Raw genomic sequence first — 26,053 nt, 5'->3', positions numbered from 1 at the left:
AGCAGGCTTTCCCTGTTTCGTTTTTTAGCAGGGCTCAATAGTGCGGTGGGCGGTCTACGATCTCGCCGCCGCTATTGTCCATTTCTTCCATCTGGGCATAGAGCTTAGCAATTTCGCGGTTGAGTTTATCGAACTCAGTCCATTGCTTGGTGATGGTTTGGTTCAAATCTTCGATGGTTTGATCCTGATAGGCAATGCGCATTTCCAACGCTTCGATGCGTTCTCGCAAATCCTTATTTTCACTCATTGCTACCCTCTTTCTTGGCTTCGCGCTTTTTGGCGGAGCGCACCGCATATTCTGCCATGGTGATCCCGGCAACAATAAAGATTGCCGCCACAAAGTGATAGCTTTGCAAGGCTTCGCCCAAAATGATCACTGAGAGAAGTGCGCCAAAGAGTGGCAACGCGTTGATGAACAGGCTGGCGCGATTAGCGCCGATCATTTCCACGCCACGGGCATAAAATAGCTGCGAGAGAATAGACGGAAAAAGGCCAGTATAGATCACCAAAACCCAGCCGAGCGGTGTGATTTTTGGGATTGCGGCAACAAACTCTGGCAGGCCACCCAGAAAGAGCTGGTAAAAAAGTGCGCCTAGGGTCGCAAAGAAGAAGGTGACCGCAAGAAAGGTCATCCAGTGGATGGTTGGACGATAGCGTAGGCAAACCGAATAGGCGGCATAGATCACGCAGGCGATGAGTACGAGGCCGTCACCAATATTGATGTCCATGCGGGCAAGCCGCATGGGATTGCCTGCTGTTGCCACATAAATTACGCCGACAAGCGTCAACACAACGCCCAAAAGCTGCAATGGGTAGGCGCGTTGTTTGAACAGGACAAAATTGGCCATCATCACCATCATGGGAATGGAGGCTTGCTCAATCGCTCCATTGACGGCAGTTGTGTGTTGTGCCCCAAGATAGAGAAATAGATTAAAACCGGAGAAGCCAACAGCACCGTAAAATGCCAAAAGCCAGAAGTTTTTCAGCAATATAGGCAAGTCTTTGCGCAAATGCGGCCAAGCAAAAGGCAGGATGACAAGAAAGCCAAGCGTAAACCGACCAGCAATTAGGGCGGTCGGGGAAATGTCGTCCACGGCGAGTTTGCCGGCAACCATATTGCCGCCCCAGAACAGCGAGGTGAGCACCAAAAGCAGATAGGGCTGATTAAACAGTTGATGGAACGGATTTTTTCTTACGTTTACTGCGGATTGTGGTTTTGTCATAGGTTCACTTTTGCTATATCAGCTTCGCTTATCAGGTTTTGAACCGGTTCTAAACACCCAAATGGACCGAAAGATCAGCTTTTGTGGGCATTGGGTATATAATTTGGGCATTATTCTGTCCCAATCCTGTGCCAATAAAAGTGGTCGTGAAGGAGAATTAAGTTAAATGGCAAATGTTGTTGTGATCGGCTCCCAATGGGGCGATGAAGGCAAGGGCAAAATTGTTGACTGGTTGAGCGAGCGCGCTGACGTTGTTGTGCGCTTCCAAGGTGGTCACAATGCCGGCCATACTTTGGTAATCGATGGGGTCACTTATAAAACAGCATTGTTGCCATCTGGCGTTGTGCGCCCGGGCAAATTCTCTGTTATCGGCAATGGTGTCGTGGTTGATCCGCACCATTTTGTGAAAGAGCTGGCATTGTTGCGCGGCCAGGGCGTTGAAATTTCACCAGAGAATTTGATGGTGGCCGACAATGCATGCTTAATTCTATCGCTGCACCGTGAGCTGGATAGCTTCCGTGAGAATTCAAATGCAGGTCTGAAGATCGGCACCACAAAACGTGGCATGGGCCCAGCTTATGAAGATAAGGTTGGTCGTCGCGCTATTCGTGTGGCTGATTTGGCTGATCCAGAAATTTTGAAAGCGAAGATTGAGCGCTTGTTGCGTCACCACAATGCACTGCGTCGCGGGTTGGGCATTGATGAAGTGAAAGCTGAAACCATCTATGATGAATTGATGGAAGTTGCCGACGAATTGCTGCCCTTCTCTGGTCGCGTTTGGGAAAAGCTCAATCAGATGCGTCGCGATGGCAAGCGCATTTTGTTTGAAGGTGCGCAAGGCGCGTTGCTTGATATTGAGCATGGCACCTATCCATTTGTTACATCATCGAACACCATCGGTGGACAGGCTGCTAACGGTTCTGGCCTGGGGCCAGGTGCGTTGGACTATGTTTTGGGCATCACCAAAGCCTACACAACACGCGTGGGCGAGGGACCTTTCCCAACTGAGCAAATCAATGAGATTGGCGAATATCTTGGTGAAAAAGGCCATGAGTGGGGCGTGAACACAGGGCGTAAGCGTCGTTGTGGCTGGTTTGACGCTGTTTTGGTGAAGCAAACGGTTCAGGTTTCTGGCATCAATGGCATTGCGTTGACCAAGCTTGATGTTTTGGATGGCATGAAAGAAATCAAAGTTTGTGTTGGCTATGAATTGGATGGCGAGCGCATTGATTATTTGCCATCGACCATGCAGGGGCAGGCTAATGTTCAGCCGATTTATGAAACCTTGGAAGGTTGGCAAGGCACTACTGCTGGGGCGCGGTCTTGGGCTGATTTGCCAGCGGAAGCGGTTAAATATGTGCGTCGGATTGAAGAACTGATTGGCACACCTGTTGCCGTTCTATCCACATCCCCAGAGCGTTTAGACAGCATTTTGGTGCATGACCCTTTTCAAGACTAAGTTTTTTTCGCTACAACTAATAAAGGGTTAAGACCCAACGGAATGAGTATAAGTAGCTGATGGCAGATTATAGAGAGCTTTTGCGCCGGGCGATTGACGCCTTGCCGGAGAATAACGGCACAGCCCGTCGGGCTGTTTACGAAAAGGCGCGTTCGGCGCTGGTGACGCAATTGCATGCGATTGAACCGCCTATTCCTGCGCGGGAAATCACCCAACATCGCTTGACGCTAGAAGACTGCATTCGCCAAGTTGAGCAAGAAGCAACCGAAAAGCTTTTGCAGGGCCTTTCTCATCGGGAGCAAGAAGCAACCGTTGAGCAGGCCGTGCCAACACCTTCTATGCCAGAAGAGGTTGCGGTTGAGCCGCAACCTGCTGCGCCAGTTGAGGAGCCTGAAGCAGAAGTTGAGGCTGAGGTTGAAACTGCTGTTGAGACGGAAACGCTTGCAGTTGACGAGGTAGAACCTGCAGAAGAGACCTCGACAACAATCGAAGAACTTGTTGATGAAGCCGAGCAAGCACCAGAACAAGCGGAATATGCTGCAGAGCATGTGGCCAGCGATGATGGTGCTGATGATAGTTTTGAGCAAGCGCCGATTGAAGAAGAGTTTTCTGTCGAAGAACAAGATGCCTCGAGTGTGGTTGAAGATCATCAACCTGAAGAGGAAGATGCGCTGGAAGAACAGACTGAGGCTGTTGTCGAAGAAGCGCCAATTTCTTCGCAAGTGGATGTTGAAGAGCCTGAAGACCAGTCAGATGTGTCTGAAGAAGATGCATCTGAGCCTGAAGTTGCAGACGTCGAACAAGATGCTCAAGAAGAAGAGCAGGCATCGGAAATTGACGAGACTGCAGATGATGACGATGAAAATAGCGATTTGGTGGCGCAGTTGGAAGAGCTTGGCGATGATACGCCAAGTGAATATACCGCCAACAGTGTAGACGATGTTATTGCGCAAGCGCGAGCTGCAGCGGGCCTTAACGCCCCAACACCTAATGTTGTGAGCGCAGAACCTGTTGCAAATAATAATGTTGAGGCGGCACTTTCCAGTGTGCGGGAAGTCGATGTCGATCCCGAAGACTTGCGTCAATCTGATGAGGATGATGACGACGCGCAAGCGGCGATTGATCGCGCTCTGTTGGCGTTGGATCGTGAAGCTGAGGGTAAACATGAGCCTAGCGCTGATGAAGCGCTGTTGAGCGAAACGTCAAAAGGCGCAATTGCAGCGGCTGCCGAAAAAGAGACGAGCAAGCCAGAGCTTGTCGAAGAGAGTGAAGACTTTGTTGAGGATGAGCAATCAGGCGGCGGTGGCGGCTTGTTGGTTTTCCTTGGCGTGTTTGTTTTGTTGATTGGCCTATTGGGTGGCGGCACTTATTGGGCCTGGCGTGAAGGTTATGTGAACCTTGATCCAGTGCTGGCGCAGGTTGGGTTGAGTGATTTGATTTCAAATCCAACAAATGGGGACACAGGCGAAACCCCACAGCCGACAGACACAAGTAATACTGAAACACCTCCGCAAACAAATGTGCGCGATGTGACACCGGCTAATACCGGCAACAACACTGCACCGGGCACAAGCGACACAGGCGGTGAAGCGCCACGTTTGACACCAGAAGAGCCATCTGACCAAACAGATAGCGCGACCACTGACGCAGCAACGACTGACGATAGTGCAGCCGCTACTGGCACTGACACGCCAGCAACGGATACGCCGACGGATGATGCATCAGGCACTGATACGGCTACTGCTTCAGATGATGCTCGCTTGCCTAGCGAAGATGACAGTGTTTCGGCGGAAGACACGACGGAAAATCCGTTGAATGTTCAGGACCCGACTGCGCAAGCAACTGCTGGTTCACAATCCTTGTTGATTGAAGAACAAACAAGTGGTGCTGGCGGTGCCGTTCCATTTTCGGGGCAAACCCAGTGGACACGTGATGTGGATGAGTTGGGAATTCCAACGATCCGCGCATCAGCGTCTATTCCTGCGCGCAACTTGTCTGTTGATATGTTGATCCGCAAAAATAGTGATGAGGCGTTGCCTGCTAGCCATTTGGTTGAAGTGAACTTCACGGTTACCGATAGCTTCCTTGGTGGCAGCATTGCCAGTTTGCCTGGCGTGTTGATGAAAGACCAGGAATTGGCGCAAGGCACGACCTTGGTTGGTGCATCCGTGCGGATCGTCGATAACTCATTCCTGTTCGCTATGAGCGGTTCAGAAAATGATGTGGCGCGTAACCTTGAACTTCTCGGCCAAAATGGCTGGCTCGATTTACCTCTGATTTATGGCACTGGCCGCAAAGCGATTTTGACCTTGGAAAAGGGCGCGGCAGGCACTCAAATCTTTGAAGAAGTGCTGGCCGAATGGGCCGCCAACTAGCAGATTAGACCGCGTGCAACTTTCCCTCTTTGAGGGCAAGTTGCCGCGTTGCTAACTCCGTCAAATCTTTCTGGTGATGGCTGACCAAAATTGTGTGCCAATCATTCTGTTTGACAAGTTTGCGCACTAGCGAACGCATTTCGTCCGCAGTTTGATCATCAAGTGCGGAGAAAGGCTCGTCTAACAATAGGATGGGTCGGTTACGTCCCAATGTGCGTGCAAGTGCAACACGCTGCTGTTGGCCGCCTGAAAGCTCAGCACAAAGGCTTTTTTCAAATCCTTCTAGATCGACTTGTTTCAGCAGTGCATCTGCCCCGCTGGGCTGTTCTAAGCCTAATTCAACATTCTTTTGGGCGGTGAGGTGCTCAAAGATATTGTCTTTTTGGAAAAGGATTGAGATCGGACGGTGCTCTGTTCTCAGCGCGTTTAGTTCCTCTCCATTCAGCAGAATTGATCCGCTACTTGGGCGAAGAAATCCTGTGATCAGATCCAACAAGGTTGATTTGCCAGAACCGCTTTTGCCGGAGATGCCCAATATTTCGCCTGCTTCCACGTTTAGCGAAAAGTCATATGCCGGGGCGTTGGGATCGTATGAAAAATGTAGTTGATTTATATTAAGCACGGCGATTGATCCTGAACAGGTGGGGCAGTGCCCAAAAACTTAAAATGACAAGCGCTAGCAAAATGGCGGCAACAAGGGCTGCATCGTTGGAGCGATAGCTGCCAAGGGCGCGATACATAAGCCAGGGCAGGGTTGAAAATTCGTCGGTGCCGAACAAGGCGATTACGCCAACGTCGCCGAGAGAAAAGGTGAAGCCGAGGGCGAACACATATCCCGCTTCACGACGAGACAAAGGCCATTCGATATAGCGGAAACGTTGCCAGCCAGACATATTGAGCGACATGGACAATTTGCCATATCGGTTGGCGAGTTTCTCAAATGAAGGCGTGAGAGCTGCGCTGGCCAGTGGAAGGGCCAAAAGTGCATTCGCCAAAATCAACACCCACACGCCAACAGATTGCGTGGAGAGGGCGAGATGTCGCGTGATTAGGAAAAAACCGAGCCCCAACACCATCGCTGGCATGGCCATATAGGCAAAGATTGGCGCGCCTAAGATCATTCTACACAGGCGCGGGAAACGGGCTGTGCCCAATTTCTCGGCGCGTTTGAGCTCGGCGCGAGCAACCGCCAGAAGTGTTGCCAAAACTAATGTCAGGCTGGCGCTTACACTCGCAATGGTCAGACTTGCTTGCAATGCATTCAAGAATTTCTCTTTGGCCATATAGGGCAAAAGTGCGGGTGAAATCGCTTTTTGAATGATCGCGAACAGTGGGGTCAAATAATAGGCTGCGACAACCAACAGCAGGATGGTGAGCGCCCATTTTGACGGGCCGAATGCTGGCCAGATATTTTGTGTGCCCGGCTTGCCGATCATCATGCTTTTGGTGTTCCAATTGGCGGCAGGCACAATGATGATTAAGCAAAAAAGCAACTGGCTTGCAGCCAACAGGGCCGCGCGGTTCAAATCAAAGTCGAGCTTTACGGCTTCGAAAATGGCCACTTCGAAGGTGGCATTGGCAGGGCCGCCACCTAGCAAGAGCACCAAGGCAAATGAGGTAAAGCACATGAGGAAAATGGTTGCAGCCAATCCCGGGATGGCCGGTTTTAGGGTGGGCCATTCCACATAGATAAATCGTGCGAAGGGGCTAAGATTGAGGGATCGACCCAGTTTCAGTTTGGTTGTTGGCGTACTGGCAAGACGATCGTAAAATAGACGCGCCGCGAACGATCCATTTAGAAGCGTATGCGCCATTAGAATGCCGACAAGGCCAAAGATCGAAAAATTGAGGTCTTGATCAAAGAGAGTTTTTGAAGCGGTGCGAAGCCAGCCCGCGCGGCCCCAAACGGCCAGCAATCCAAACGCGACAATAATCGTGGGCAGCACCAAGCCTGCAGACATTAAGGCGATGGCGAAGTTTTTGCCGCGAAAGTTCAAGCGGTAAAGCGCAACGGCAGTGAAGATGCCAACAATTAGGGAAAACAGAACAGATAGGGCTGCCTGTATCGTACTCATGCGGAGCAAATGCCAGATATTGGCGCTCAACGCACTTTGGTTCGAGGGTAGGTTCTGCGCGGCATTAACAATGACGAACAGCACTAGAAAGATGGTTGCAAAAACGAAAAAAGTGATCGCGAGGCCACTGATAAACCGCCAGTTGATGGGCGAATGCGCCGCCGCTTTATGCGGCGACGCATTGATTGATTTTGATTTATTGGCCGATTGCGGCAAAGAAGTCATCAATATATTTCTTTGTGTTCTGACCCACTGTTTCATCGTCCAAAATGAGGCTGTTCTCTTTTGGCAATGGGGTATCAAACCCTTCAGGCAAGCCATTGTCCAGCGGCACAACTGGGAACATCCAGTTGGTTGTTGGGATAATGCTTTGCCCAGCTTGGCTGACCAAATAGGTCAGGAAGTCATTGGCCAGCTGCTTTTGGTCTGAGCTTTCCAAAATGCCCGCCAATTCAATTTGCACGTAGTGACCTTCTTCGAATTGGGCCGCCAGATATTTGCTCTCTTCTTCAGCAATGCGGTGGTAAGAAGGGGAGCTGGTGTATGACAAAACCATATCCGCTTCGCCTTCAAGGAACAGGCTGTAAGATTCAGACCAGCCTTTCGTAACGGTCAGAATGTTGGGCGCAATGTCGGCCCAAAGCTTGTCAGCTTGGTCGCCCTTTGCGGCTTGCATCCAAAGCACAAGGCCAAGGCCTGGTGTGGACGAACGCGGGTCTTGGATGGCAATTTTGAATTCTTCGCTCAACGCTGCCAATTCTTCAAATGAAGTAGGCGGTGTTTCGATTTTGCTGCTGTCATAGACAAATGCGAAATAGCCATAGTCGAAGGGCACAAACTGGCTTGAGGCATAATCAACAGGCAATTCAAGCGCTGAGAGATCAACATTGTGATCAACGAACAATTCGGTATTTTTTGCTTCTGCAGCCACGCTTGTGTCGAGACCTAGAATGATGTCGGCTTGAGTGCCAGGGCCTTCTAGTTGCGCCTTGCGCAATGCACCAATTGATGAATCGGCACCGACAAAATCAACTGTACATTCGCAGTTTTCTTCAAAGCCGGCTTTGAGTTGTGGGCCCGGGCCCCATTCTGCGGCGAAGCCATCATATGTGTAGATGGTGAGTGTGGGCTTATCTTGCGCTGCGGCGGCAGATACAAGGGTTGAAAAGCCTACAAGCGCCGCAAGTCCGATTTTTTGAAAAGACATTTATTTCTCCTTAGAAACAGGACATATTGCGATCGTGCTTGAAAGGGGAAAGTCGAAGTGGGGAACATTTGTTCCTTTTCGCTCAAACTCCCTCCGCCAGCATGACCTGGTTCAGGTTCAATGGGTAAAATCTCAGCTCAAATGAGCACCCCAGTGAGACAGGGCCAACCTATCTGAAATGTCATAAGATTCAAGAGCCAATATGCCGCAAGATTCCTCCATTTCATCATCGCTGACCTTTGATCGTCCGCTTATCGTTTTGGGCGGTGGTTTTGTGGATGAGGCATTGTTGAAGACCTTGGCCGCAAGGAGTTATCCCGTTGTCGCTGCTGATGGTGCAGCCCATGTTGCGCTGGCTGCTGGCGTACCCTTAGTGGCGATTATTGGCGATATGGACTCATATGACCCAGATCCCGATTTGTCTGCCGATACCCAGATTGTCGAAGTTGCGGAACAAGCCACCACGGATTTTGAAAAGTGTCTCTATAGAACTTCGGCGCCGCTTTATATTTGTTTGGGGATGATGGGGAAGCGCTTTGACCATAGTTTAGCTGCGCTACATGCGGCACAAAAATATGGTGTAGAGAAAAACCTGATTTTGATGGATCAGACTGACGTTATCGCGGTTGTTTCTGGCGCTGTTGAGTTTTCCGTGCCTGTGGGTACTCGGGTTTCTGTTTATCCATTGGCACCGACGCAAATGGAATATTCATATGGTTTGGAATATCCGCTCAATGGCTTAACCTTGGCGCAAGGCGAATTGATCGGTACATCAAATTGCGCCAATAAAAATCAGGTCAAAATTGTACAAGACAAGACGGCACCAAAGCCCTTTTTGTTGATTCTGCCCAACGAATATTTAGACGCTTTAATTGAAATCGAGACTCATCATGTATCAGCCACCAGCATTTAGAGAAGATCGCCCGGAAGTCATTGAAGAATTGGTGCGCGCGCATCCTTTAGGGTTGCTCACGGTAAATGGTAGCGAGGTGCCAATTGTGCACCATTTGCCCATGATTTGGGTGAATGATGGTGATGATGCAAGCCTCTTGATGCATCTCTCGCGTGGAAATGATCTGATCAAGCAAGTTGGGGATGGGCAGAAGGGGCTCGCGATTTTCCAAGGGGCAACGCATTACATCACGCCGAGCTGGTATCCGGGCAAAAAAGACCATGGCAAGGAAGTGCCAACCTACAACTATATGGTGGCGCATCTTGAGGGAACACTTCACTTTCACCGAGATGCAAATTGGCTGTTGGATCATTTGAATGGGTTGACCGATCAAATGGAAAAGGGGCGTGAAACGCCTTGGAAAGTCAGCGACGCGCCAGATGATTATATGGCACGCCAACTTAAAGGCATTTATGGCGTTGAATTGCGCATCACCAAAATGTTGGGCAAGTGGAAAGCTAGCCAAAACCGCGCTGTTGAAGATCGGCTTGGTGTCGTGAATGGATTGCAGCAGGAAGGTAGTGATGAGGCCCAGCGCATGGCCGACCTCATCGAATCAAAGCTCTAAGCGCTCGCGGGTTATGCGTTTTCCAGCATGGCGCGTTTGACCTCTGCCTGCACCTTTTCGAAAGCACGCACTTCAATTTGACGGATACGTTCGCGCGATACATCAAATTCTTGGGCCAGCTCTTCCAGTGTAAGTGGTGGCTCTTTCAAACGGCGGGCTTCAAAAATCTTTTGCTCACGCTCGTTCAGAACGCCCATAGCGTCACTGAGCAGCTGCATGCGCTCATCATATTCTTGGCTGTCGCCGAGCACTTTTTCTTGGCTTGGCGCTTCATCCACCAACCAATCTTGCCATTGTGAGGCACCTTCATCTGAACGCATTGGTGCGTTTAGAGATGCGTCGCCGGTCAGCCGCTCATTCATTGAAATCACATCATCTTCGGACACATCCAAAGTTGTGGCAATTTGTTTGACCTGATCAGGGTGCAGCGCGCCATCTTCTAGCGCGGCCAGTTGGCCTTTTACTTTGCGCAAGTTGAAGAACAGACGCTTTTGCGCGGCGGTGGTGCCGATTTTCACCAAAGACCATGAGCGCAACACATATTCCTGGATCGAGGCGCGAATCCACCACATGGCGTAGGTGGCCAGGCGGAAACCTTTGTCTGGTTCAAACCGTTTCACAGCCTGCATCAAGCCGACATTGCCTTCTGAAATCACTTCTGAGATGGGCAGGCCGTAGCCGCGATAACCCATGGCAATTTTGGCCACAAGTCGCAAATGCGAGGTGATCAGCTTTTGTGCTGCTTCTGGATCTTCATGCTCTTTATAGCGTTTGGCGAGCATAAATTCTTCGTCCGGCTCCAGCATTGGAAATTTACGAATTTCCTGCAGATAGCGGGAAAGGCCGCTATCGGACGATAAGGTTGGCAAATTAGACTGGGCCATATAGCACCCTCACTCCTATGACAATTGCCATTTATGCTTTGCGCATCAAACGGCAATGCAGCGCTTCGACAATCGAACACGCTCAAATCATTCCATTGGACAGTATATAGGTTCGATATAGGGGTTTTCATCCCCTAAAGGTGAAAAAATATCATGCAAATTTGCATTTATTGTGAAAAATGACCCTAAATTTCAGCTTGAAGTGTATTTTCCAACTCTTGCATATCGTCAGGTAAAGGCGCGGTGAAGGTCAATTTTTCACCGCTGATTGGATGTTCAAATCCCAGTAAGGTGGCGTGTAGTGCTTGTCTGCCGAGTGCTTTTAACGCTTGCTGGGCAGGCATTGGCAGATTGCGCATTTTGCTTTCCATGCCAGCGCCATAATTTGTGTCGCCTAAAAGCGGATGACCAATGTGGGTCATATGCACGCGAATTTGGTGGGTTCGTCCTGTTTCCAAGCGGCACTTGACGCGCGAGACGGTCCATTTGTGGCCGCCAAATGTGTGGTCCAGCTGGAAGTGGGTGATGGCATTTCTACCACCAGTTTTCAAAACTGCCTGCTTGATGCGGTTTTTGGGATCACGGCCAATTTGGGTTTTGATGGTGCCCTTTGCCGGTCGCGGCTCGCCCCAGACCAGGGCAAGATATTCTCGTTCCAACGGCCCTGTACGACCATGGTCTGCGAATTGCGCGGCGAGGTGGTTGTGGGCCTGTTCAGTTTTCGCCACCACCATAACGCCGGTTGTGTCTTTATCTAATCGATGGACAATGCCCGGGCGCCTTACGCCGCCGATGCCAGAAAGGCTATCCCCACAATGGTAGAGTAGCGCATTGACCAATGTGCCGTCCTCGTTGCCAGCGGCGGGGTGCACCACCATGTCGGCAGGCTTATTGATGACGATAAGCGCATCATCTTCGAACAATATATCCAGGCTGATTTTTTGCGCTTCTGGCGCTGCATCAATTGGTTGGGGCAAATTGAGGCAAATTTGCTGATCTTGTTTGACGCGGAATTTCGGCTCGCTTATGGTCGCGCCATCAATTGTGAGGGCATTTTGCTTGATCAGATCTTGGCAGCGTGAGCGGCTTATATCTTGAGCAAAATGAGCCACCACAACATCCAAGCGCTTTCCGGCCCACTCGGCGGAAACCGTAAAGTCTAGCACTTGTTGCGCGTCCGAGGAGCATGCGGTCATGTCAAATAACACTCCGAATTCAAATGAGGATCAAGAACCGCTTAGCCCTGAAGCTGAAGCAGTGATCAAACGTGCACGCCGCTCATTTGGTGTGTCGATGATGATCATGTTGGTTGGCTTTATGGCGGTTGCTGGCGCGCTTGTCTATCGGGTCACGCAAAATTCTGCTGCCAATCAATATCAAGCCCAAACAATTGCACTGCCGCAAGGGGCGGTGGTTAAGTCTGCTGTGGCGCAATCAGGCACCATCACACTAACACTTGAGGTCAATGGCGAAGCGATGCTGCGCATTGTGGATGCGAAGTCTGGCCTTGTGTTGCAAGATGTACGCTTTTCACCAGAGCTTGCTGAATAGCTGAAGCTAAAATTATTGATGGCCGGCGACGCGCTTAAGCGCGTCCATACGGTCTGATACACGACCGGATTTAGCTTCACGCTCTTTTTCTGGGCTTTCCAACTCTTCTAAACCATCATCGGCATATTTGCGGACGCGATCAAACAGGCTCTCTTCCTGTTCACCAGCCTCATGGGCATCATTGGCGTAAACGATGTGGCTGATGTCTACAGCGATATCTTCCAAACGACGACGCATGGCATCGTGATCGGCATTCTTACGGTCAAAGTTTGATAGAATATCTTCTTCAATATCTTTGATCCGTCCACCAATATCCTCAAGCTCATCTTCTAGCGAAAGTTCGCGTGCGAGGCTTGGTGCATCTGCCTGTGCATTTGTTGAAGGTTTGTCGCTGGATGGGGTTTCTTCGTTCAGACCTTCTTCGGAGAGCCGCTTAAACCGCTCAGCAGTGATGCGGATTTGGGCTTCCGCTTCATCGATTAAGTCGGGGATGCCTTTATCCAACAAATCTTGCGCCGAAAGTTTGTATTTCGCCTTGATTTGCTTGATCTGTTCAATGCTGGCTTTGAAACGCTTTTCAATATTATCTGCACGCTGCCTTTGCACCTGCACAGCGTTCAAAAGATTGCCTGTATCTTGATCATAGTCGCCCGTCAGCTTGGCTTCATTGAAGGCAGAAATTGTTGCGGAATTGGCGATATTCGCCACGGCGCGGGCTTCGTCCAACTCTTGAATTTTGTCGGCCAAGTCGCGTTCACGCGCGCGTAGGCGCTGAGAAAGATTGGTGGTTTCCACCTCATAGGCGCGCACTTGGTCGCGTAAAGTTTCGTTGCGTTCTTCAAGCTCGTCAGCAATGGAAATGGCTTCGTCATATTCGCGGGTTTGAAGCTCAAGCGTTTCGCGCATTTCGGTGAGTTCGTTCAAATGCGCGGCGCGTTTGTTGCGGAGATCGTCTAGCTGTAGCTCAAGCTTGCGCATATCGAGCGCGTATTTGGCGCGAAGCTGATCTTTTTCAGCTTTAAATTCGGTAAGGGTAACGGGGGTGGCAGCGGCAATGCGGCGCTTGGTTAGGCGCACGGCACGGCGCCAAACAGACGGCATGATCAACAGCGCAAGAATTGATGCTGATAGAAAGCCTAAAGCGGCAAACATCAAATTCTCGATTAACATGCACCAACTCCCTGAAACTGCACGCTTGGTCTGCGCGCGCGTCATTGACTTATTCTTATATGGTGCAGTTTACAAGAAATAACAGCCTAGGTCACCACTATGTCGCTAAATAGTTAATTGCGGTGACCGAGGCTAATGTGGTGAAAGCACAAGGCTTATAGCGGGTTCCAAGTGGGCTGTTGGGTGAATTTCAAATAGCCAACATTCACGCCCAAACGGGCACCCACGCCTGAACGGATCGGCACGATATAGACGTCTTTATATTTCATCACCGTCATGCCTATGCCGCCCACCATATAGGCTGAACCTTCAACGCCCGGATAACGGCCATAAATGGCGTTGGTTGACGGTAGATTATACACCAGCATCATGGTTTTTGAGCCATCGGCACCAATATCGAAGCCAAGCGTTGGCCCTTGCCAGAATAGCGGGTGGTTGCCAGCGTTTTTGGTATAGAGTTGCCCTTCGCCATAGCGCACGCCGCCAAATAGGGCTGCGGAGCCTTCCTGGCCAAGAATGTAGCCGTTTGGCAAACCATATTGAGACACGGCGCGTTCGACCACAGAGGCGAGGCCCTGCGAGACTTTGCCGAAGAATTGGCCGCCTGCATTCACAAGCTCATCGGTTGAATAATTGTCCGAGAGCGCGCCAGATTGCGCATGGGCGCTCAGTGGTGCGAAGGCAAGAGTGAGGAATATTGAGATTATTAAAGCGAAGCGTTTCACCATTGCACTAGTGGTCCTTTGGCTTTTTTGCTGCTTTAGCCTCCCCCGCAGAAGGTTTAAAGCAAAAGAGTGGTATTGCATTAACCTTGGCGACACCCCTTGGTGTTAAGGTATTGCCGATTGCAACCAGAATAGATGCAAATCAAGGCAATGATGCGGCAATTCGGTAAACAAACATTAACGATAAAGGGGCTTTGGGGCATTTTCTTCGTGCTTTTGAGCAGCTTTATTTTCACCACACCGCTTTCTGCCAGCACAGAGCGCTATATTCTCGACATTTACGTCACCAATCCATTGTCCGGCTCCGCAATTGAGGGCATGGACCCGGTTAGCTATTTCACTGAAGATGAGCCGCTGGTTGGTTCCCCCAGATTTGAATATGAGTGGGAAGGCGTGTCCTGGTTTTTTGCGACTGAGGCCAACAAGCAAGTGTTTATGGCGTCGCCAGAATCCTACGCGCCGCAATTTGGTGGTTATGGTCTAGCCGGCGTTGCACGTGGATATTTGTCCAAGGGCAATCCGCGCATTTATGTGATCCACAATCAGCGGCTTTATCTGTTTTATTCGCCAGGTAACCGCGAGGCCTTTCTGCTTGAAAAAGCAGCCATGTTGAATTACGCGCTGCAAAATTGGGATGGGTTGAAGGTTCGGCTTGCCCGTCGCTAGGCGAAAAATCACAAGAAATTAAGCATTCAGTGTTGCCCCGCCATTATGTGCGGGTAAAACTTGGGGCTAGCGAATCGCGCCAAAACACAGGCATGTGGCGCGTTCAACCAGCTTTAAGGAATGAAAATGGCGGATATTGTGCAAGTGAGCGGACCTGACCTAGCGGCCATGCTGTGCTCAAAGGTGTGTCACGATTTGATTAGTCCGGTGGGGGCAATCGGCAATGGTTTGGAAGTGCTTAGCGATCCCGATCAGGCTGAAATGGCGGATTTTGCACAGGAATTGATCAACAATTCTGCAAAGCAGGCGCGGTCTAAACTTGAATTTGCGCGATTGGCATTTGGCGCGTCTTCCACACAAGGCACCGAGATTGATACGCGCGACGCTGAAAAAGTGGCCCATGGCTATATGGACGGCGAAAAGGCCGATCTCGAGTGGACCATTGAGCCCGTGCTTTTGCCAAAGAATAAGGTGAAATTGCTGCTTAATATGCTTTTGATTGCAGGCAGCGCGGTGCCACGTGGTGGCAATATTGTGGTGAGCCTTGATGATGCTGCTCCCGAAGACCAAGGATTTAAAATTCGCGCGACGGGACCAAAGACATTTATTCCGCGCGGTAATGTGGCTTTGCTGAATGGCACGCCAGAAGATGGCCGCATTGATGCGCAAGTGATCCAACCCTTCTACACAGGGCTTTTGGCACGGGAAAGCGGGTTGAAAATTCGGCTTGAATTGGTTGACGAAGCCGTTGAGTTTGACGCTTACGCCGCGAAGTAAATTTATCTAGCTACAAGCATTAAGCGGCCCCTAAGTACGACTACTTAGGGGCCGTTTTTTCAATGTGTCATTAACCGTTCTGGCGCACGCTAATCATCTATTTAGTATGATTTTACCTTGGTGTGTGTGCCCATGGACGAGTTACTTAGCGATTTTATTGTTGAAACGGGCGAAAACCTTGAGCAAATCGACGCGGCATTGGTCGCGTTTGAACAGCAGCCAGATGATCAGGCCATATTGCGGCAAGTGTTTCGGCTGGTGCATACCATTAAAGGCACTTGTGGATTTTTGGAGCTGGGTCGCTTGGAAGCGCTAACCCATGCGGCTGAGAATTTGATGGGGCGATATCGGGATGGTTTGCCCGTTCCTACCGAGGGTGTCAGCACGATTTTGCAGGTGATCGACCAGATCAAGGCGCATTTGGTTTTTATGCAAAATAATGAGGGGGCTGAACCTGAAGGCAATGATCAACAGTTGATTGATGTCCTGAACCGGCTGGCCGATGGTGCGCCGGAGGAGGAGGATGATCAATTCGGTGATGAAGCGCCTTATCAGTCTGTTGTAGAACCAGAAATTGCCGCCAGAGCACCATTAGATCCGCTTGAGGAAGCATTCCGCAATGCGCCAGGACCGGACGATCCTTTGCCACCAGTTGCGCCTTCAGCCTCTTCGGTGGTTCAGGAGCCTGTTTTGAACAAAGAGCCAGCGCATATGGCGGCACCAAGTGCCATACGGGTGCAACTTGGCGTGCTGGAACAGTTGATGACCATGGTGTCAGAGCTGGTGCTGACACGAAATCAGCTGATGGCGGTAAGTCGTGAGCATGAGGATGCGCGGTACCATACGCCATTGCAACGTTTATGTTCTGTTACCGCGGAGTTGCAAGACGGGGTGATGAAAACCCGGATGCAGCCCATCTCTGCATTGTGGCAAAAAATGCCGCGCATTGTGCGAGATTTAGGCAAGGAACTGGGTAAGCAAATCTCCCTTGAAATGAGCGGTGAAGAAACCGAGCTTGACCGGCAGGTCTTGGAGCAGATCAAGGACCCGCTGACGCATATGATTCGCAATGCGGCTGATCATGGATTAGAAACGCCAACAGATCGGTTGGCTGCGAAAAAGCCTGAGATGGGGCGTATTGAGCTGAATGCTTTTCATAAGGGCGGACAAATCGTTATTGAAATTCGCGATGATGGTCGTGGGTTGGATGCGCAAAAGCTAAAGCAAAAAGCGCTTGAGCGTGGCTTGGCCACACAGAGCGAACTCGACAATATGTCAGACGCACAGGCGCATCAATTGATCTTTCATCCCGGTTTTTCAACTGCTGAAGCAGTGACTAGCGTTTCCGGACGCGGTGTGGGGATGGACGTTGTGCGCACCAATATTGAAATGATTGGTGGCACAATTGAACTGCAATCGACCCCGGGCGAAGGCACCAATGTTAGCCTCAATATTCCGCTGACCCTTGCAATTGTGCCAGCCTTGATTGTGGCCAGTCATGATGAACGGTTTGCGGTGCCGCAGCGCGCAGTGCGTGAGTTGGTGCGGCTAACGCCTCAACATGCAGGTAACAATACGTCACATGGTGAAGATGCTGCCTACTTGGAAGAGATGAATGGGGCGCAGGTTTTACAGCTGCGCGATCAGCTTTTGCCTGTATTGCGGCTTGATGCAGCGTTGGGCGTGCAGATGGATCCTTCGCCAAAGGACAGTGCGGACACTGGTTTTGTTGTGGTTTTGGAAATTGGCACGTTTCGCTTTGGCCTCTGTGTGGATGCAGTGTTCCACACAGAGGAAATTGTTGTGAAGCAGATGGTGGGTGCGTTGAAAGACTTAAAGCACTTTTCCGGTACGACAATATTGGGCGATGGCAGCGTGATCATGATTTTGGACGCGCAAGGTTTGGCGAGTCTGATCACGCAAAATGAACTGAGTGAGCATAGCGATGCTCATCAAAATGTGCAGGCTGACCCTACCTCAAATGAACAGATAGAATTGCTGTGTTTTGCGCTTGAAGGGGCGGGTCGAAAAGCTGTGCCGCTGTCGCTTATTCATCGCTTGGAATTGATCGATTTAAACCAGATTGAGCAGGTCGGTGGCCGCTTTACGCTTCAATATACAGAACGATTAATGCCGATTGTGTTTTTGCAAAAGCCTGACCCAGCATCTTGGAATGGTGTGCGGCAAAAGCCGCTTCTCGTTTTTGAAGATCATGGATTTTTGCTTGGTGTCGTGGTTGATCAAGTGCTCGATATCTGTAAAGCGCCGCCGCATTATGATTTGGATGGGGCAGGGGCCGGATATTTGGGCTCAGCCATTCTTGATGGTAAGGCCACCGAAATTTTGGACTTGGCGTATTTCATGGCGCAGGAACATCCAAAACTGTTTGAGCGGCAGGGGCAAACTGCAAGCCCTCAGCGGCAACGTTTGCTATATGCCGAAGATAGCGCCTTCTTCCGCAATATGCTGGTGCCCATTTTCCAAAGCGCGGGCTTTGACGTGACGGTCTGTCATGATGGCATGGAGGCTATGGAGCGGGTTAAAGGCGGCGAAAGCTATGATCTGATCGTCACCGATATTGAAATGCCGCGGATGGATGGGTTCGGGTTGGCGAAATCGATCGCCGATGCCCCAAACGCGTCCAAAACACCGATCATTGCTCTCACGTCTTATGATGAGCCAAAGGCACGTGATCAGGCAAAGGCTCTGGGCATGTCGGCCTATATTGCCAAAAATGACCGCGCGCGGTTGGACGATACATTGAGCCAAATGCGCAACCGCCTTGAAAAGGATGTGGCCTAATGGAAGACGATCATATGCAAATTGTTTGCTTTGAAGTGTGCGGCCAACTTTTTGGCGTTGATGTTGCCTGGGTCAATGACGTGCATAAGCTGGACAGGCTAACCCCGGTGCCGAAAGCACCGCAAATTGTGGCTGGCGTTTTGAATTTGCGCGGGCGGATTGTGTTGGCGTTAAATTTGGGGCAATTTTTGCGCTGCGCGTCGGCGGAAAAATCAGCCAATTTAATGATAAATGTTCAGTTTTTAAACGAATCGTATGGATTTTTGGTGGATAGTGTCAGCGACGTCGTCTCGCTTACGTCAGCGCAATTGCAACCTTGTCCGCAAAATTTTGATCCGAAATTGGCCGGATTTGCTCAGGGTACAGTGCGTTTTAAGGGGCGGCTGATGACTATATTGAAAGTGGATGGCATGATAGAAAGCATGCTATCGCACGATTTATTGCATTGCGCGTGATCCGGGGGAAAATTATGAAAACCTGCCTTATTGTTGATGACAGCTCCGTTATCCGAAAGGTTGCGCGTCGGATTTTAGAAGAAATTGGTTTTGAGGTGGATGAGGCTGAAGACGGCCAAGAAGCCTTTGAGAAATGCACCAAAAATATGCCCGATACCATTTTGCTGGATTGGAATATGCCAGTTATGTCCGGGCTCGAATTTTTAAAGAAATTGCGGTCTTACGTTGGTGGTGAAATGCCGAAAATTGTGTTTTGCACCACTGAGAATGATGTGGGCCACATCGCCATGGCGCTCAAAGCCGGGGCGGATGAATATATGATGAAGCCTTTTGATCGTGAGATTTTGGAAGGCAAATTTCTGGGACTTTACCAGAATTAGGGCTTAGCCCAACCAGGAGTTAAATTGATGGTAGGTCACGAACCGACCGCGAGTTCAGCGGGGGCGGCACGGGTGATACTTGTCGACGATTCAGCGATTGTGCGCGGTTTAATGCGTCGTTGGATCGACGCTGATGGTCGTCTCAATATTGTCGGCACGGCCTCTAACGGGGCAGAAGCCATTGATTTGGCGAAGAAAATGCAACCTGATCTCATCATTCTAGATTTGGAAATGCCCGTTATGGATGGGGTTTCGGCCTTGCCGCATTTGCTGAAGGCTTTGCCCCAATGCAAAATTTTGGTGGCTTCCACACTTTCAACGCGAAATGCAAAAATTTCGCTGGAGGCAATAAGACTTGGTGCTGCTGACTATTTGGCAAAGCCAGGTGTGGGATCAATTTCTAAAAGCGATTTTGAACGAGAGTTGATGGCCAAACTCCATGCGCTCGCACCGAAATCGACTACCAGAAATAAGCCTATCTCATCCGGCCAGCAGCAATCTGCACTTTCTCCGTCGCAACCGATAACTGGCCTAACCTTGGTGGCATCCACTGGTGGGCCACTGGCGCTATCGCAGTTGATGCCGCATTTGCGTGCGTTTCGTCAGCAAATCAGTGTTTTTGTTGTGCAGCATATGCCTGCGCATTTTACGCCTTTGTTGGCGAAAGATTTATGTGCGCTCAGCCATTTCGATGGTGGCGAGGCGGTTCATGGGCAGGCAATATCGACTGGTCAGCTATATGTTGCGCCAGGTGATTATCATATGCGGCTAGCGTCAGAAACAACTGGCTTAGAACTTCATTTGGATCAATCGCCACCTGTACATTTTTGTCGTCCAGCCGCTGATCCTTTTCTCACAAGCTTTGCTAAACATTATGGCCCGCAAGGTGCAGTTTGCGTGCTTACAGGGATGGGCAGCGATGGCGCAGCTGGGGCCTTGGCTGTGCGGCAAGCTGGTGGTTGGGTGTTTGCTCAAGATCAGCAATCTTCCGCGGTTTGGGGGATGCCAGGGGCCGCTGTTGCCAATGGGAGTGCTCATAAAATTGTTGGGCTAGCTCAACTTGGACATGAGCTGGAAATTCTGCTTTCTCAATCTGCTGGGCAAAAGGCTGGTCGATATGCTTGATCAAAGTGTTCAAGCCATAGGTCAGTTTATGCAGGCAAAGGCAGGCATTAAGCTATCGGCCAACAAAATTTATATGATTGAAGCTCGCCTTGAGGCGGTGGTTAAACGCTTTGGCTTTGCGCATATCGATCATTTGGCTGCAAGTTTGCCGCAGGCCTTAGGTGAAGTGCAGCAGGCGGTGGTGGATGCGCTCACCACAAATGAAAGTTTCTTTTTTCGAGATTAAAAACCCTTTGATGCGTTTGAGCGGGATCTGCTGCCCGAGGCTGTTGAGCGCGCGCGGAATGAAAATCGGCCTTTGCGTATTTGGTGCGCTGCGGCCGCAACGGGGCAAGAACCTTATAGTCTCGCGATGCTGTTGGCGGAAAAGAAGCATCGCTGGTTGAATGTGGGGGCGGAAGTGGTGGCTACCGATTTGAGTCAAACGGCACTTGCACGCGCCAAGTCAGGCTTATTTACCCAATTTGAGGTGCAGCGGGGCTTAAGTGCCCAGCGCTTGGTGCAGTTCTTTACCCAACAAGATGGCGAATGGCACATTGCGCCTGCATTGCAACAAATGGTGCAGTTTGAACCGCATAATTTGCTGCACAATCCAGCGCGGCTGGGCCGGTTTGACATGATTTTTTGCCGCAATGTTTTGATTTATTTTGACCTAGAGACCAAGCAACGCATTCTCGACTATCTTGCGCAGCAGTTGCCAAAGGGTGGTGCCTTGGTATTAGGCGCATCTGAAACGTTGGTAGGGGTGACCGACAAATTTATTGCCGACCCAAGTTTGCCGATGGTGTTTCGTCTCAAATCACCAAATTAGGGGCAAAAATAAACCCCGCCGAAGCGGGGTTTGAAATTTGGGTTGAAAGCAGATGCTAAGATTAGGCGCTTTCTGAGAGTTCGTTCTCATCTGGCTCGCGCAACACATAGCCGCGGCCCCAAACGGTTTCGATATAGTTCTTGCCGCCGGTGGCCACTGAAAGCTTCTTGCGCAGCTTACAGATGAACACGTCAATAATTTTGAGTTCTGGCTCGTCCATGCCGCCATAAAGGTGGTTCAGGAACATCTCTTTGGTGAGAGTTGTGCCCTTACGCAGGGACAACAATTCGAGCATTTGGTATTCTTTACCAGTGAGGTGAACACGCTGGCCGCCAACTTCAACGGTTTTTGTGTCCAAATTCACGGTCAAATCACCAGTGCGAATAACTGACTGCGCGTGGCCCTTAGACCGGCGCACAACTGCATGAATACGTGCAACCAATTCATCCTTGTGGAATGGCTTGGTCATGTAATCGTCGGCGCCGAAGCCGAGGCCGCGTACTTTATCTTCAATGCCAGCAAGACCTGAAAGGATCAGGATCGGTGTTTGCACTTTCGCTACACGCAATGTGCGCAACACTTCATAGCCGCTCATGTCGGGCAAGTTCAGATCAAGCAGAATGATGTCATAATCATAAAGCTTACCCAGATCCACGCCTTCTTCACCAAGGTCGGTGGTGTACACATTGAAACTTTCTGATTTGAGCATCAGCTCAATACTCTGCGCTGTGGCGCTGTCATCCTCAATTAGGAGTACCCGCATGTCGTTCCCCTTATTCCTGTCCCGTCTTGGAACCTTTACCAACGACACCTTCGCGATGCCCCTGATCGTTAACAAATCCTACTGGATATTGATTCAACCCTAATATGAAATAGTTAACAAAGTTTAATTCAGTTCTGCAATATGCATTTACACTTATCACATAATTAGATTAAGTGCTTGAAAAATATGATAAAAATGATGGTTATCAACTTAATAATTTAGTTTAAGAAAGTATTGTAACCGACTCTTGCGACTCGGGGAATTGGCGATGAATCTGTGGGAAAAGCTGTTGGGCAAAAACTGAAATTTTTTTGCCGATTTCACCGTAAAATAGTGAATCCGGGTTAAGGAATCGTTAGCATTAACCGAATCACAAGGATTGGGGCGACGTGAAATCACTCATCGCAGATATTGCGGCCATGGATGCCGAGGAAGTTTATGGACGGGTGAAAACCGTGCAGGGCTTGCTGGTGGAAATTATTGGCCCGGTGCGCGAGTTGCGCGTGGGTGGTCGGGTGGCGATTGAGACCCGCGGCGGCGGTCGCGTGATGTGCGAAATTGTCGGCTTTCAGGATGATCATGCACTTTGTTTGCCTTTTGGTGCGCTGGAAGGGGTGCGCCTTGGGTGTAAAGCTATCTTTTATTCTCATGGTGGCACCGTGCAGCCGGATGAAAGCTGGCTTGGCCGCGTGGTCAACGCAAAAGGCGAGCCGATTGACGGCGGTGGTCCGGTTATGCGTGGGGCTACCTCTTATAATCTTCGGGCATCGCCTCCTGCGGCGCATGATCGGGCACGCGTTGGCAACCCAATAGATTTGGGCGTTAAGGTGCTCAACACTTTCACCACCTGTTGCGATGGGCAGCGGATGGGCATCTTCGCTGGGTCTGGCGTGGGTAAATCTGTGCTTATGTCTATGTTGGCGCGCAACACCGACGTTGATGTGGCCATTATTGGCCTGATCGGCGAGCGTGGTCGTGAGGTTCAGGAATTTATTGAAGATAATTTGGGGCCGGAAGGGTTGAAGCGCGCGATTATCGTGGTGGCAACTTCTGACGAGCCCGCGCTTATGCGGCGGCAAGCTGCTTATATGACGCTGACTCTTTCGGAATATTTCCGCGATCAGGGCAAACGCGTTTTGTGCATGATGGACAGTTTAACCCGCTTCGCCATGGCCCAACGTGAGATTGGCTTGGCCACGGGAGAACCGCCTACGGCGAAGGGCTATCCGCCCACCGTTTTCACGGAATTGCCAAAATTATTGGAAAGGGCGGGACCAGGGTTAAAAAATTCCGGTTCTGTTACCGGACTTTTTACCGTTTTAGTAGAAGGTGATGATCATAATGAGCCCATTGCGGATGCCGTTCGCGGGATTCTTGATGGTCACATTGTGATGGAACGGGCGATTGCCGAGCGGGGAAGATACCCGGCGGTAAACGTTTTGAGGTCTATTTCACGCACCATGCCTGGGTGTGTGCCGACTGAATTTCAGCCGGTATTGACCAAGGCAAGGGAATATATGTCGGTTTATGCCGATATGGAGGAATTGATCCGTTTGGGGGCATATCGCTCAGGGTCAGATCCGAAAGTGGATGACGCCATTTCCATTGCACCGGCGCTCGATGCGTTTTTATCGCAGCGTCAAGAAGAGCGGGTGAACCTTTTAGAAGGGTATCAAACGCTCGAAGAAATTGTTGCCCGCGTTGGGGGCAGTGAACAATGACGGCTTGGTTGGGTAAGGAGTACAAGTCATGAAATCACGGAATGAGAGCCTCATTCGGTTGAAAAAATTTCAGGTGGACGAAAAGCGTCGCACCGTAATGCAAATTGAAATGATGGTGGCCGACTTTGAGCGGATGGCTTCCGAGCTTGATCAGCAGATCGAGGTGGAGCACCAAAAAACCGGCATCACCGATATGGATCATTTCGCCTATTCCACCTTTGCCAAGGCGGCCAAAACCCGTCGCGACAATTTGATGGCCTCTGCTGATGAAATGCGGGAGAAGCTTGAAGCTGCGCAGGACGAATTGGCAGAAGCAGTGGAAGATTTGAAAAAGGTGGAACTGCTCGATCAGCGCGAACATGCGCGCGAAGCGGCAGCAGAAACCAAGCGCGAACAAGCCGAAATGGATGAAATCGCCCTAATGCGGCAGCACCGCCGCTAGGCAAAAGTCGCAACAAAGACCAATGATCTTACCCAGATTGGGAAAGGTTGCACGGCATAAGCTGTGCGACCTTTTTGGCGTTGGGGGTAGACAAAGTATTATGATGCTTTGTTTGATGCTTGGTGTTACGTTGCGCGTTTTCCTGAATATGCGCAGTGGAACTTATTGATGACAAATTCAAACAACTCCTCTTCATTTTTAGATAATTGCTTGATTGACGCTGAATTTTCAGAATTGCCAAATTACACACGCAATAAAGTGCGGGACACATATAAGCTTCCGAATGGTCAGCGCTTGCTTGTCACCACAGATCGTCAATCGGCGTTTGATCAGGTTTTGGCGGCGGTTCCTTTTAAAGGGCAGGTATTGACGCAAATTGCGCGTTATTGGTTCGATCACACCAAAGATATTTGCCCCAATCATGTGATTTCCTATCCGGACCCGAATGTGGTCTTGGCTAAAGATTTGAAAATGCTGCCAATTGAAGTTGTCGTCCGCGCTTATCTGACAGGGTCGACAAACACGAGTATTTGGCCGATGTATAAATCGGGCGAGCGCGTCATTTATGGTCATCAGTTCCCCGAAGGAATGCGCAAAAACCAAAAGCTTGCACAGCCAATTATCACCCCAACAACAAAACCGGCGGATGGCGGCCACGATGCGCCGATCACCGAAGCTGAAATTTTGGACACGCAATTGGTGACAACTGCGCAATGGCAAGACATGGCGCGGAAAAGCCTTGCGCTGTTTAAACGCGGGCAGGAATTGGCAGCGGAGCGGGGAATGATATTGGTTGACACCAAATATGAGTTTGGCCTGGATGAAAATGGTACAGTCACCGTTGCAGATGAGATTCATACGCCAGATTCCAGCCGTTTTTGGTTGGCCGATACCTATCAAGCCCGGTTCGCTGCGGGCGAGGAGCCCGAAAGTCTGGATAAAGAATTTTTGCGCCTATGGGTTGCAAGCCAATGCGATCCCTACAATGAGCCGATACCGGAAATTCCACAGGAAACATTGCTTGAGTTCAGCAACAAATATATCGCGCTTTACGAGCAGCTGACCGGAACCAAATTCGAAAAGCCTGATTTCTCCGTCCCCACACGCGACCGTATTCGTGCGGCGTTGGCGAAAGAATTGCCGGAGTGTTTTGGCTGATGACTTTATAAAGATTAAGTGAAAGTCGCACTTTAACTGTTGTCAGGACATCCTTTGGCCCAAAAGGGTCATATCATTGCGCTTGGATTTCGGGTTTGGCGGGGAAGGTTTTCTTCATTTCAATTGCAATTTTTAAGTTTCTGGCTGCCACGTTTTCAATAGGGATTTGGCTTTGGGCTTTGCTTGGAATTCGCAAGGGCGGAAATCGTAGGCTTGCTAGTCTCATTGCAACGCATCTCGCGATTTTAGTTTTTGTCTATTCTGCCCTTCGAATGGATTACCTTATCGCGTTCCAAAATATATTGGTGGCCCCAATTGTGTTATGGAGAATGCTCTTAGACTGGATGGGGTATCTACCCTTCCTGTCGCAGCTAGCTCATTTTGCAGCAGTGACGTTTTTGATTTTGTTTTTGGTGTTGTGTCTGATGCCGCGCCTAACACTTTGGACGTTAAGTATCTCTTTAACAATTACCTTGTTGGTCTGTGTGTCGGTAGCCGAAGATATATCTAAAATTTTGATGTGTCGTACGGCGCTTGAGAGGGGTGCTTCTTCAATAGCGCGGCGTGATTTTAGATGGAGTTTACGTCATGCACCTCAGGAGTACCAGTTTGAGATACACGCATTTATACGCGAAAACGGGCAACGTTTGGGATGGAGCTATCGCGATTTGGATTGGTATAGCATTCCCGAAGAAGTTCACATCAATTTGGAGGGAAGTGGAATTTTAGATTGTCGGTTATAGGGGGACTCCAGGGCATTCATC

Annotated in this window: 26 protein-coding genes, 1 pseudogene and 1 riboswitch; of the genes and pseudogenes, 17 read left to right on the top strand and 10 right to left on the bottom strand. The window is 50.1% G+C overall.

The features are described from left to right. Positions 1 to 34: 34 nt before the first annotated feature. Positions 35 to 247, bottom strand: coding sequence for a SlyX family protein (locus ATL17_RS06660; RefSeq protein ID WP_133571960.1), 213 nt, complete (start codon positions 245 to 247; stop codon positions 35 to 37). Then, a complete protein-coding gene (locus ATL17_RS06655) occupies positions 240 to 1,223 on the bottom strand; it encodes a DMT family transporter (protein ID WP_133571959.1) in 984 nt (327 codons plus the stop codon). Before ATL17_RS06655 ends, ATL17_RS06660 begins: the two co-directional genes overlap by 8 nt. A gap of 166 nt (positions 1,224 to 1,389) precedes the next feature. On the opposite strand from ATL17_RS06655, the gene ATL17_RS06650 reads away from it, so the two are divergent. Beyond that, positions 1,390 to 2,682, top strand: coding sequence for an adenylosuccinate synthase (locus ATL17_RS06650; RefSeq protein WP_133571958.1), 1,293 nt, complete (start codon positions 1,390 to 1,392; stop codon positions 2,680 to 2,682). A 59-nt stretch (positions 2,683 to 2,741) separates the two neighbouring features. Next, positions 2,742 to 5,057: a hypothetical protein gene (locus ATL17_RS06645; RefSeq protein ID WP_133571957.1), complete on the top strand. Its 2,316-nt coding sequence runs from the start codon at positions 2,742 to 2,744 to the stop codon at positions 5,055 to 5,057. Between the two features lie 4 nt (positions 5,058 to 5,061). Here the strand turns inward: ATL17_RS06645 and ATL17_RS06640 are convergent, their stop codons facing one another. From ATL17_RS06640 to thiB, 3 genes are read right to left on the bottom strand one after another with little or no spacing between them, the layout of a single operon-like run. After that, positions 5,062 to 5,679, bottom strand: coding sequence for an ATP-binding cassette domain-containing protein (locus tag ATL17_RS06640; RefSeq protein ID WP_208111131.1), 618 nt, complete (start codon positions 5,677 to 5,679; stop codon positions 5,062 to 5,064). Beyond that, positions 5,672 to 7,357: an ABC transporter permease family protein gene (locus ATL17_RS06635; protein WP_166638915.1), complete on the bottom strand. Its 1,686-nt coding sequence runs from the start codon at positions 7,355 to 7,357 to the stop codon at positions 5,672 to 5,674. Before ATL17_RS06635 ends, ATL17_RS06640 begins: the two co-directional genes overlap by 8 nt. Further along, a complete protein-coding gene (gene thiB, locus ATL17_RS06630; protein WP_133571954.1) occupies positions 7,329 to 8,339 on the bottom strand; it encodes a thiamine ABC transporter substrate binding subunit in 1,011 nt (336 codons plus the stop codon). The genes ATL17_RS06635 and thiB overlap by 29 nt, the downstream gene beginning before the upstream one ends. A 71-nt stretch (positions 8,340 to 8,410) precedes the next feature. Beyond that, positions 8,411 to 8,502, bottom strand: a riboswitch (TPP riboswitch). A 39-nt stretch (positions 8,503 to 8,541) separates the two neighbouring features. Between thiB and ATL17_RS06625 the strand changes: the two genes are divergently transcribed. Together ATL17_RS06625 and ATL17_RS06620 are read left to right on the top strand one after the other, a co-directional pair. Then, the gene (locus ATL17_RS06625) at positions 8,542 to 9,252 is read left to right on the top strand and encodes a thiamine diphosphokinase (RefSeq protein WP_133571953.1); all 711 of its coding nucleotides are present in this window, start codon (positions 8,542 to 8,544) and stop codon (positions 9,250 to 9,252) included. Next, positions 9,230 to 9,859, top strand: coding sequence for an FMN-binding negative transcriptional regulator (locus ATL17_RS06620; protein ID WP_133571952.1), 630 nt, complete (start codon positions 9,230 to 9,232; stop codon positions 9,857 to 9,859). The genes ATL17_RS06625 and ATL17_RS06620 overlap by 23 nt, the downstream gene beginning before the upstream one ends. A gap of 11 nt (positions 9,860 to 9,870) precedes the next feature. On the opposite strand, the gene rpoH is transcribed toward ATL17_RS06620, so the two are convergent. Both rpoH and ATL17_RS06610 read right to left on the bottom strand, forming a co-directional pair. Then, a complete protein-coding gene (gene rpoH / locus ATL17_RS06615; protein ID WP_133571951.1) occupies positions 9,871 to 10,743 on the bottom strand; it encodes an RNA polymerase sigma factor RpoH in 873 nt (290 codons plus the stop codon). 185 nt (positions 10,744 to 10,928) lie between these two features. Then, a complete protein-coding gene (locus tag ATL17_RS06610) occupies positions 10,929 to 11,939 on the bottom strand; it encodes an RluA family pseudouridine synthase (RefSeq protein ID WP_133571950.1) in 1,011 nt (336 codons plus the stop codon). Between ATL17_RS06610 and ATL17_RS06605 the strand changes: the two genes are divergently transcribed. Further along, a complete protein-coding gene (locus ATL17_RS06605; protein ID WP_133571949.1) occupies positions 11,938 to 12,294 on the top strand; it encodes a DUF6476 family protein in 357 nt (118 codons plus the stop codon). The two genes, ATL17_RS06610 and ATL17_RS06605, sit on opposite strands and share 2 nt — an antisense overlap. A gap of 12 nt (positions 12,295 to 12,306) precedes the next feature. Here ATL17_RS06605 and ATL17_RS06600 read toward each other — a convergent pair whose 3' ends face one another. Together ATL17_RS06600 and ATL17_RS06595 are read right to left on the bottom strand one after the other, a co-directional pair. After that, positions 12,307 to 13,464: a coiled-coil domain-containing protein gene (locus ATL17_RS06600; RefSeq protein WP_133571948.1), complete on the bottom strand. Its 1,158-nt coding sequence runs from the start codon at positions 13,462 to 13,464 to the stop codon at positions 12,307 to 12,309. A 155-nt stretch (positions 13,465 to 13,619) separates the two neighbouring features. Continuing rightward, on the bottom strand, positions 13,620 to 14,192 hold the full coding sequence (locus ATL17_RS06595) for a DUF1134 domain-containing protein (protein ID WP_133571947.1): 573 nt from the start codon (positions 14,190 to 14,192) through the stop codon (positions 13,620 to 13,622). A 132-nt stretch (positions 14,193 to 14,324) separates the two neighbouring features. Between ATL17_RS06595 and ATL17_RS06590 the strand changes: the two genes are divergently transcribed. The 8 genes and pseudogenes from ATL17_RS06590 to ATL17_RS06555 all read left to right on the top strand — a co-directional run. Continuing rightward, positions 14,325 to 14,855 carry a YHS domain-containing (seleno)protein gene (locus ATL17_RS06590; RefSeq protein WP_133571946.1) on the top strand — a complete coding sequence of 177 codons (531 nt, stop codon included), beginning with the start codon at positions 14,325 to 14,327 and terminating at the stop codon, positions 14,853 to 14,855. Positions 14,856 to 14,981: 126 nt separating this feature from the next. Beyond that, positions 14,982 to 15,632 (top strand): histidine phosphotransferase ChpT, encoded by a 651-nt coding sequence (gene chpT, locus ATL17_RS06585; protein WP_133571945.1) that lies wholly within the window; start codon positions 14,982 to 14,984, stop codon positions 15,630 to 15,632. Between the two features lie 132 nt (positions 15,633 to 15,764). Next, the gene (locus tag ATL17_RS06580; RefSeq protein WP_133571944.1) at positions 15,765 to 18,434 is read left to right on the top strand and encodes a hybrid sensor histidine kinase/response regulator; all 2,670 of its coding nucleotides are present in this window, start codon (positions 15,765 to 15,767) and stop codon (positions 18,432 to 18,434) included. Beyond that, on the top strand, positions 18,434 to 18,889 hold the full coding sequence (locus tag ATL17_RS06575; RefSeq protein ID WP_133571943.1) for a chemotaxis protein CheW: 456 nt from the start codon (positions 18,434 to 18,436) through the stop codon (positions 18,887 to 18,889). The genes ATL17_RS06580 and ATL17_RS06575 overlap by 1 nt, the downstream gene beginning before the upstream one ends. 14 nt (positions 18,890 to 18,903) lie before the next feature. After that, positions 18,904 to 19,269 carry a response regulator gene (locus tag ATL17_RS06570; RefSeq protein ID WP_133571942.1) on the top strand — a complete coding sequence of 122 codons (366 nt, stop codon included), beginning with the start codon at positions 18,904 to 18,906 and terminating at the stop codon, positions 19,267 to 19,269. A gap of 27 nt (positions 19,270 to 19,296) precedes the next feature. Next, a complete protein-coding gene (gene cheB, locus ATL17_RS06565; protein WP_246028662.1) occupies positions 19,297 to 20,394 on the top strand; it encodes a chemotaxis-specific protein-glutamate methyltransferase CheB in 1,098 nt (365 codons plus the stop codon). Further along, positions 20,387 to 20,620 (top strand): protein-glutamate O-methyltransferase CheR, encoded by a 234-nt coding sequence (locus ATL17_RS06560; RefSeq protein WP_166638914.1) that lies wholly within the window; start codon positions 20,387 to 20,389, stop codon positions 20,618 to 20,620. The genes cheB and ATL17_RS06560 overlap by 8 nt, the downstream gene beginning before the upstream one ends. A gap of 15 nt (positions 20,621 to 20,635) precedes the next feature. Beyond that, a pseudogene (locus ATL17_RS06555) lies at positions 20,636 to 21,205 on the top strand (CheR family methyltransferase); the annotation flags it as partial. A gap of 61 nt (positions 21,206 to 21,266) precedes the next feature. Here ATL17_RS06555 and ctrA read toward each other — a convergent pair. Beyond that, on the bottom strand, positions 21,267 to 21,968 hold the full coding sequence (ctrA, locus tag ATL17_RS06550) for a response regulator transcription factor CtrA (RefSeq protein WP_133571938.1): 702 nt from the start codon (positions 21,966 to 21,968) through the stop codon (positions 21,267 to 21,269). Positions 21,969 to 22,357: 389 nt separating this feature from the next. Between ctrA and fliI the strand changes: the two genes are divergently transcribed. From fliI to ATL17_RS06530, 4 genes are all read left to right on the top strand, one after another. Further along, entirely contained in the window at positions 22,358 to 23,689 is a 1,332-nt protein-coding gene (gene fliI / locus ATL17_RS06545; RefSeq protein ID WP_133571937.1) for a flagellar protein export ATPase FliI, read from the top strand. A gap of 28 nt (positions 23,690 to 23,717) precedes the next feature. After that, entirely contained in the window at positions 23,718 to 24,131 is a 414-nt protein-coding gene (fliJ, locus tag ATL17_RS06540) for a flagellar export protein FliJ (protein WP_133571936.1), read from the top strand. A gap of 168 nt (positions 24,132 to 24,299) precedes the next feature. Next, positions 24,300 to 25,289, top strand: a complete 990-nt coding sequence (locus ATL17_RS06535; RefSeq protein WP_133571935.1) for a phosphoribosylaminoimidazolesuccinocarboxamide synthase — start codon at positions 24,300 to 24,302, stop codon at positions 25,287 to 25,289. 95 nt (positions 25,290 to 25,384) lie between these two features. Continuing rightward, complete coding sequence (locus ATL17_RS06530; RefSeq protein ID WP_133571934.1) at positions 25,385 to 26,032, top strand: hypothetical protein; 648 nt, start codon at positions 25,385 to 25,387, stop codon at positions 26,030 to 26,032. The last annotated feature ends 21 nt before the right edge of the window (positions 26,033 to 26,053 follow it).

Source organism: Maritalea mobilis (assembly GCF_004363175.1).
Taxonomy (GTDB): Bacteria; Pseudomonadota; Alphaproteobacteria; order Rhizobiales; family Devosiaceae; genus Maritalea; species Maritalea mobilis.
Note: the sequence above shows the minus strand (reverse complement) of the source record. Positions and strands in the feature narration are given on the sequence as shown.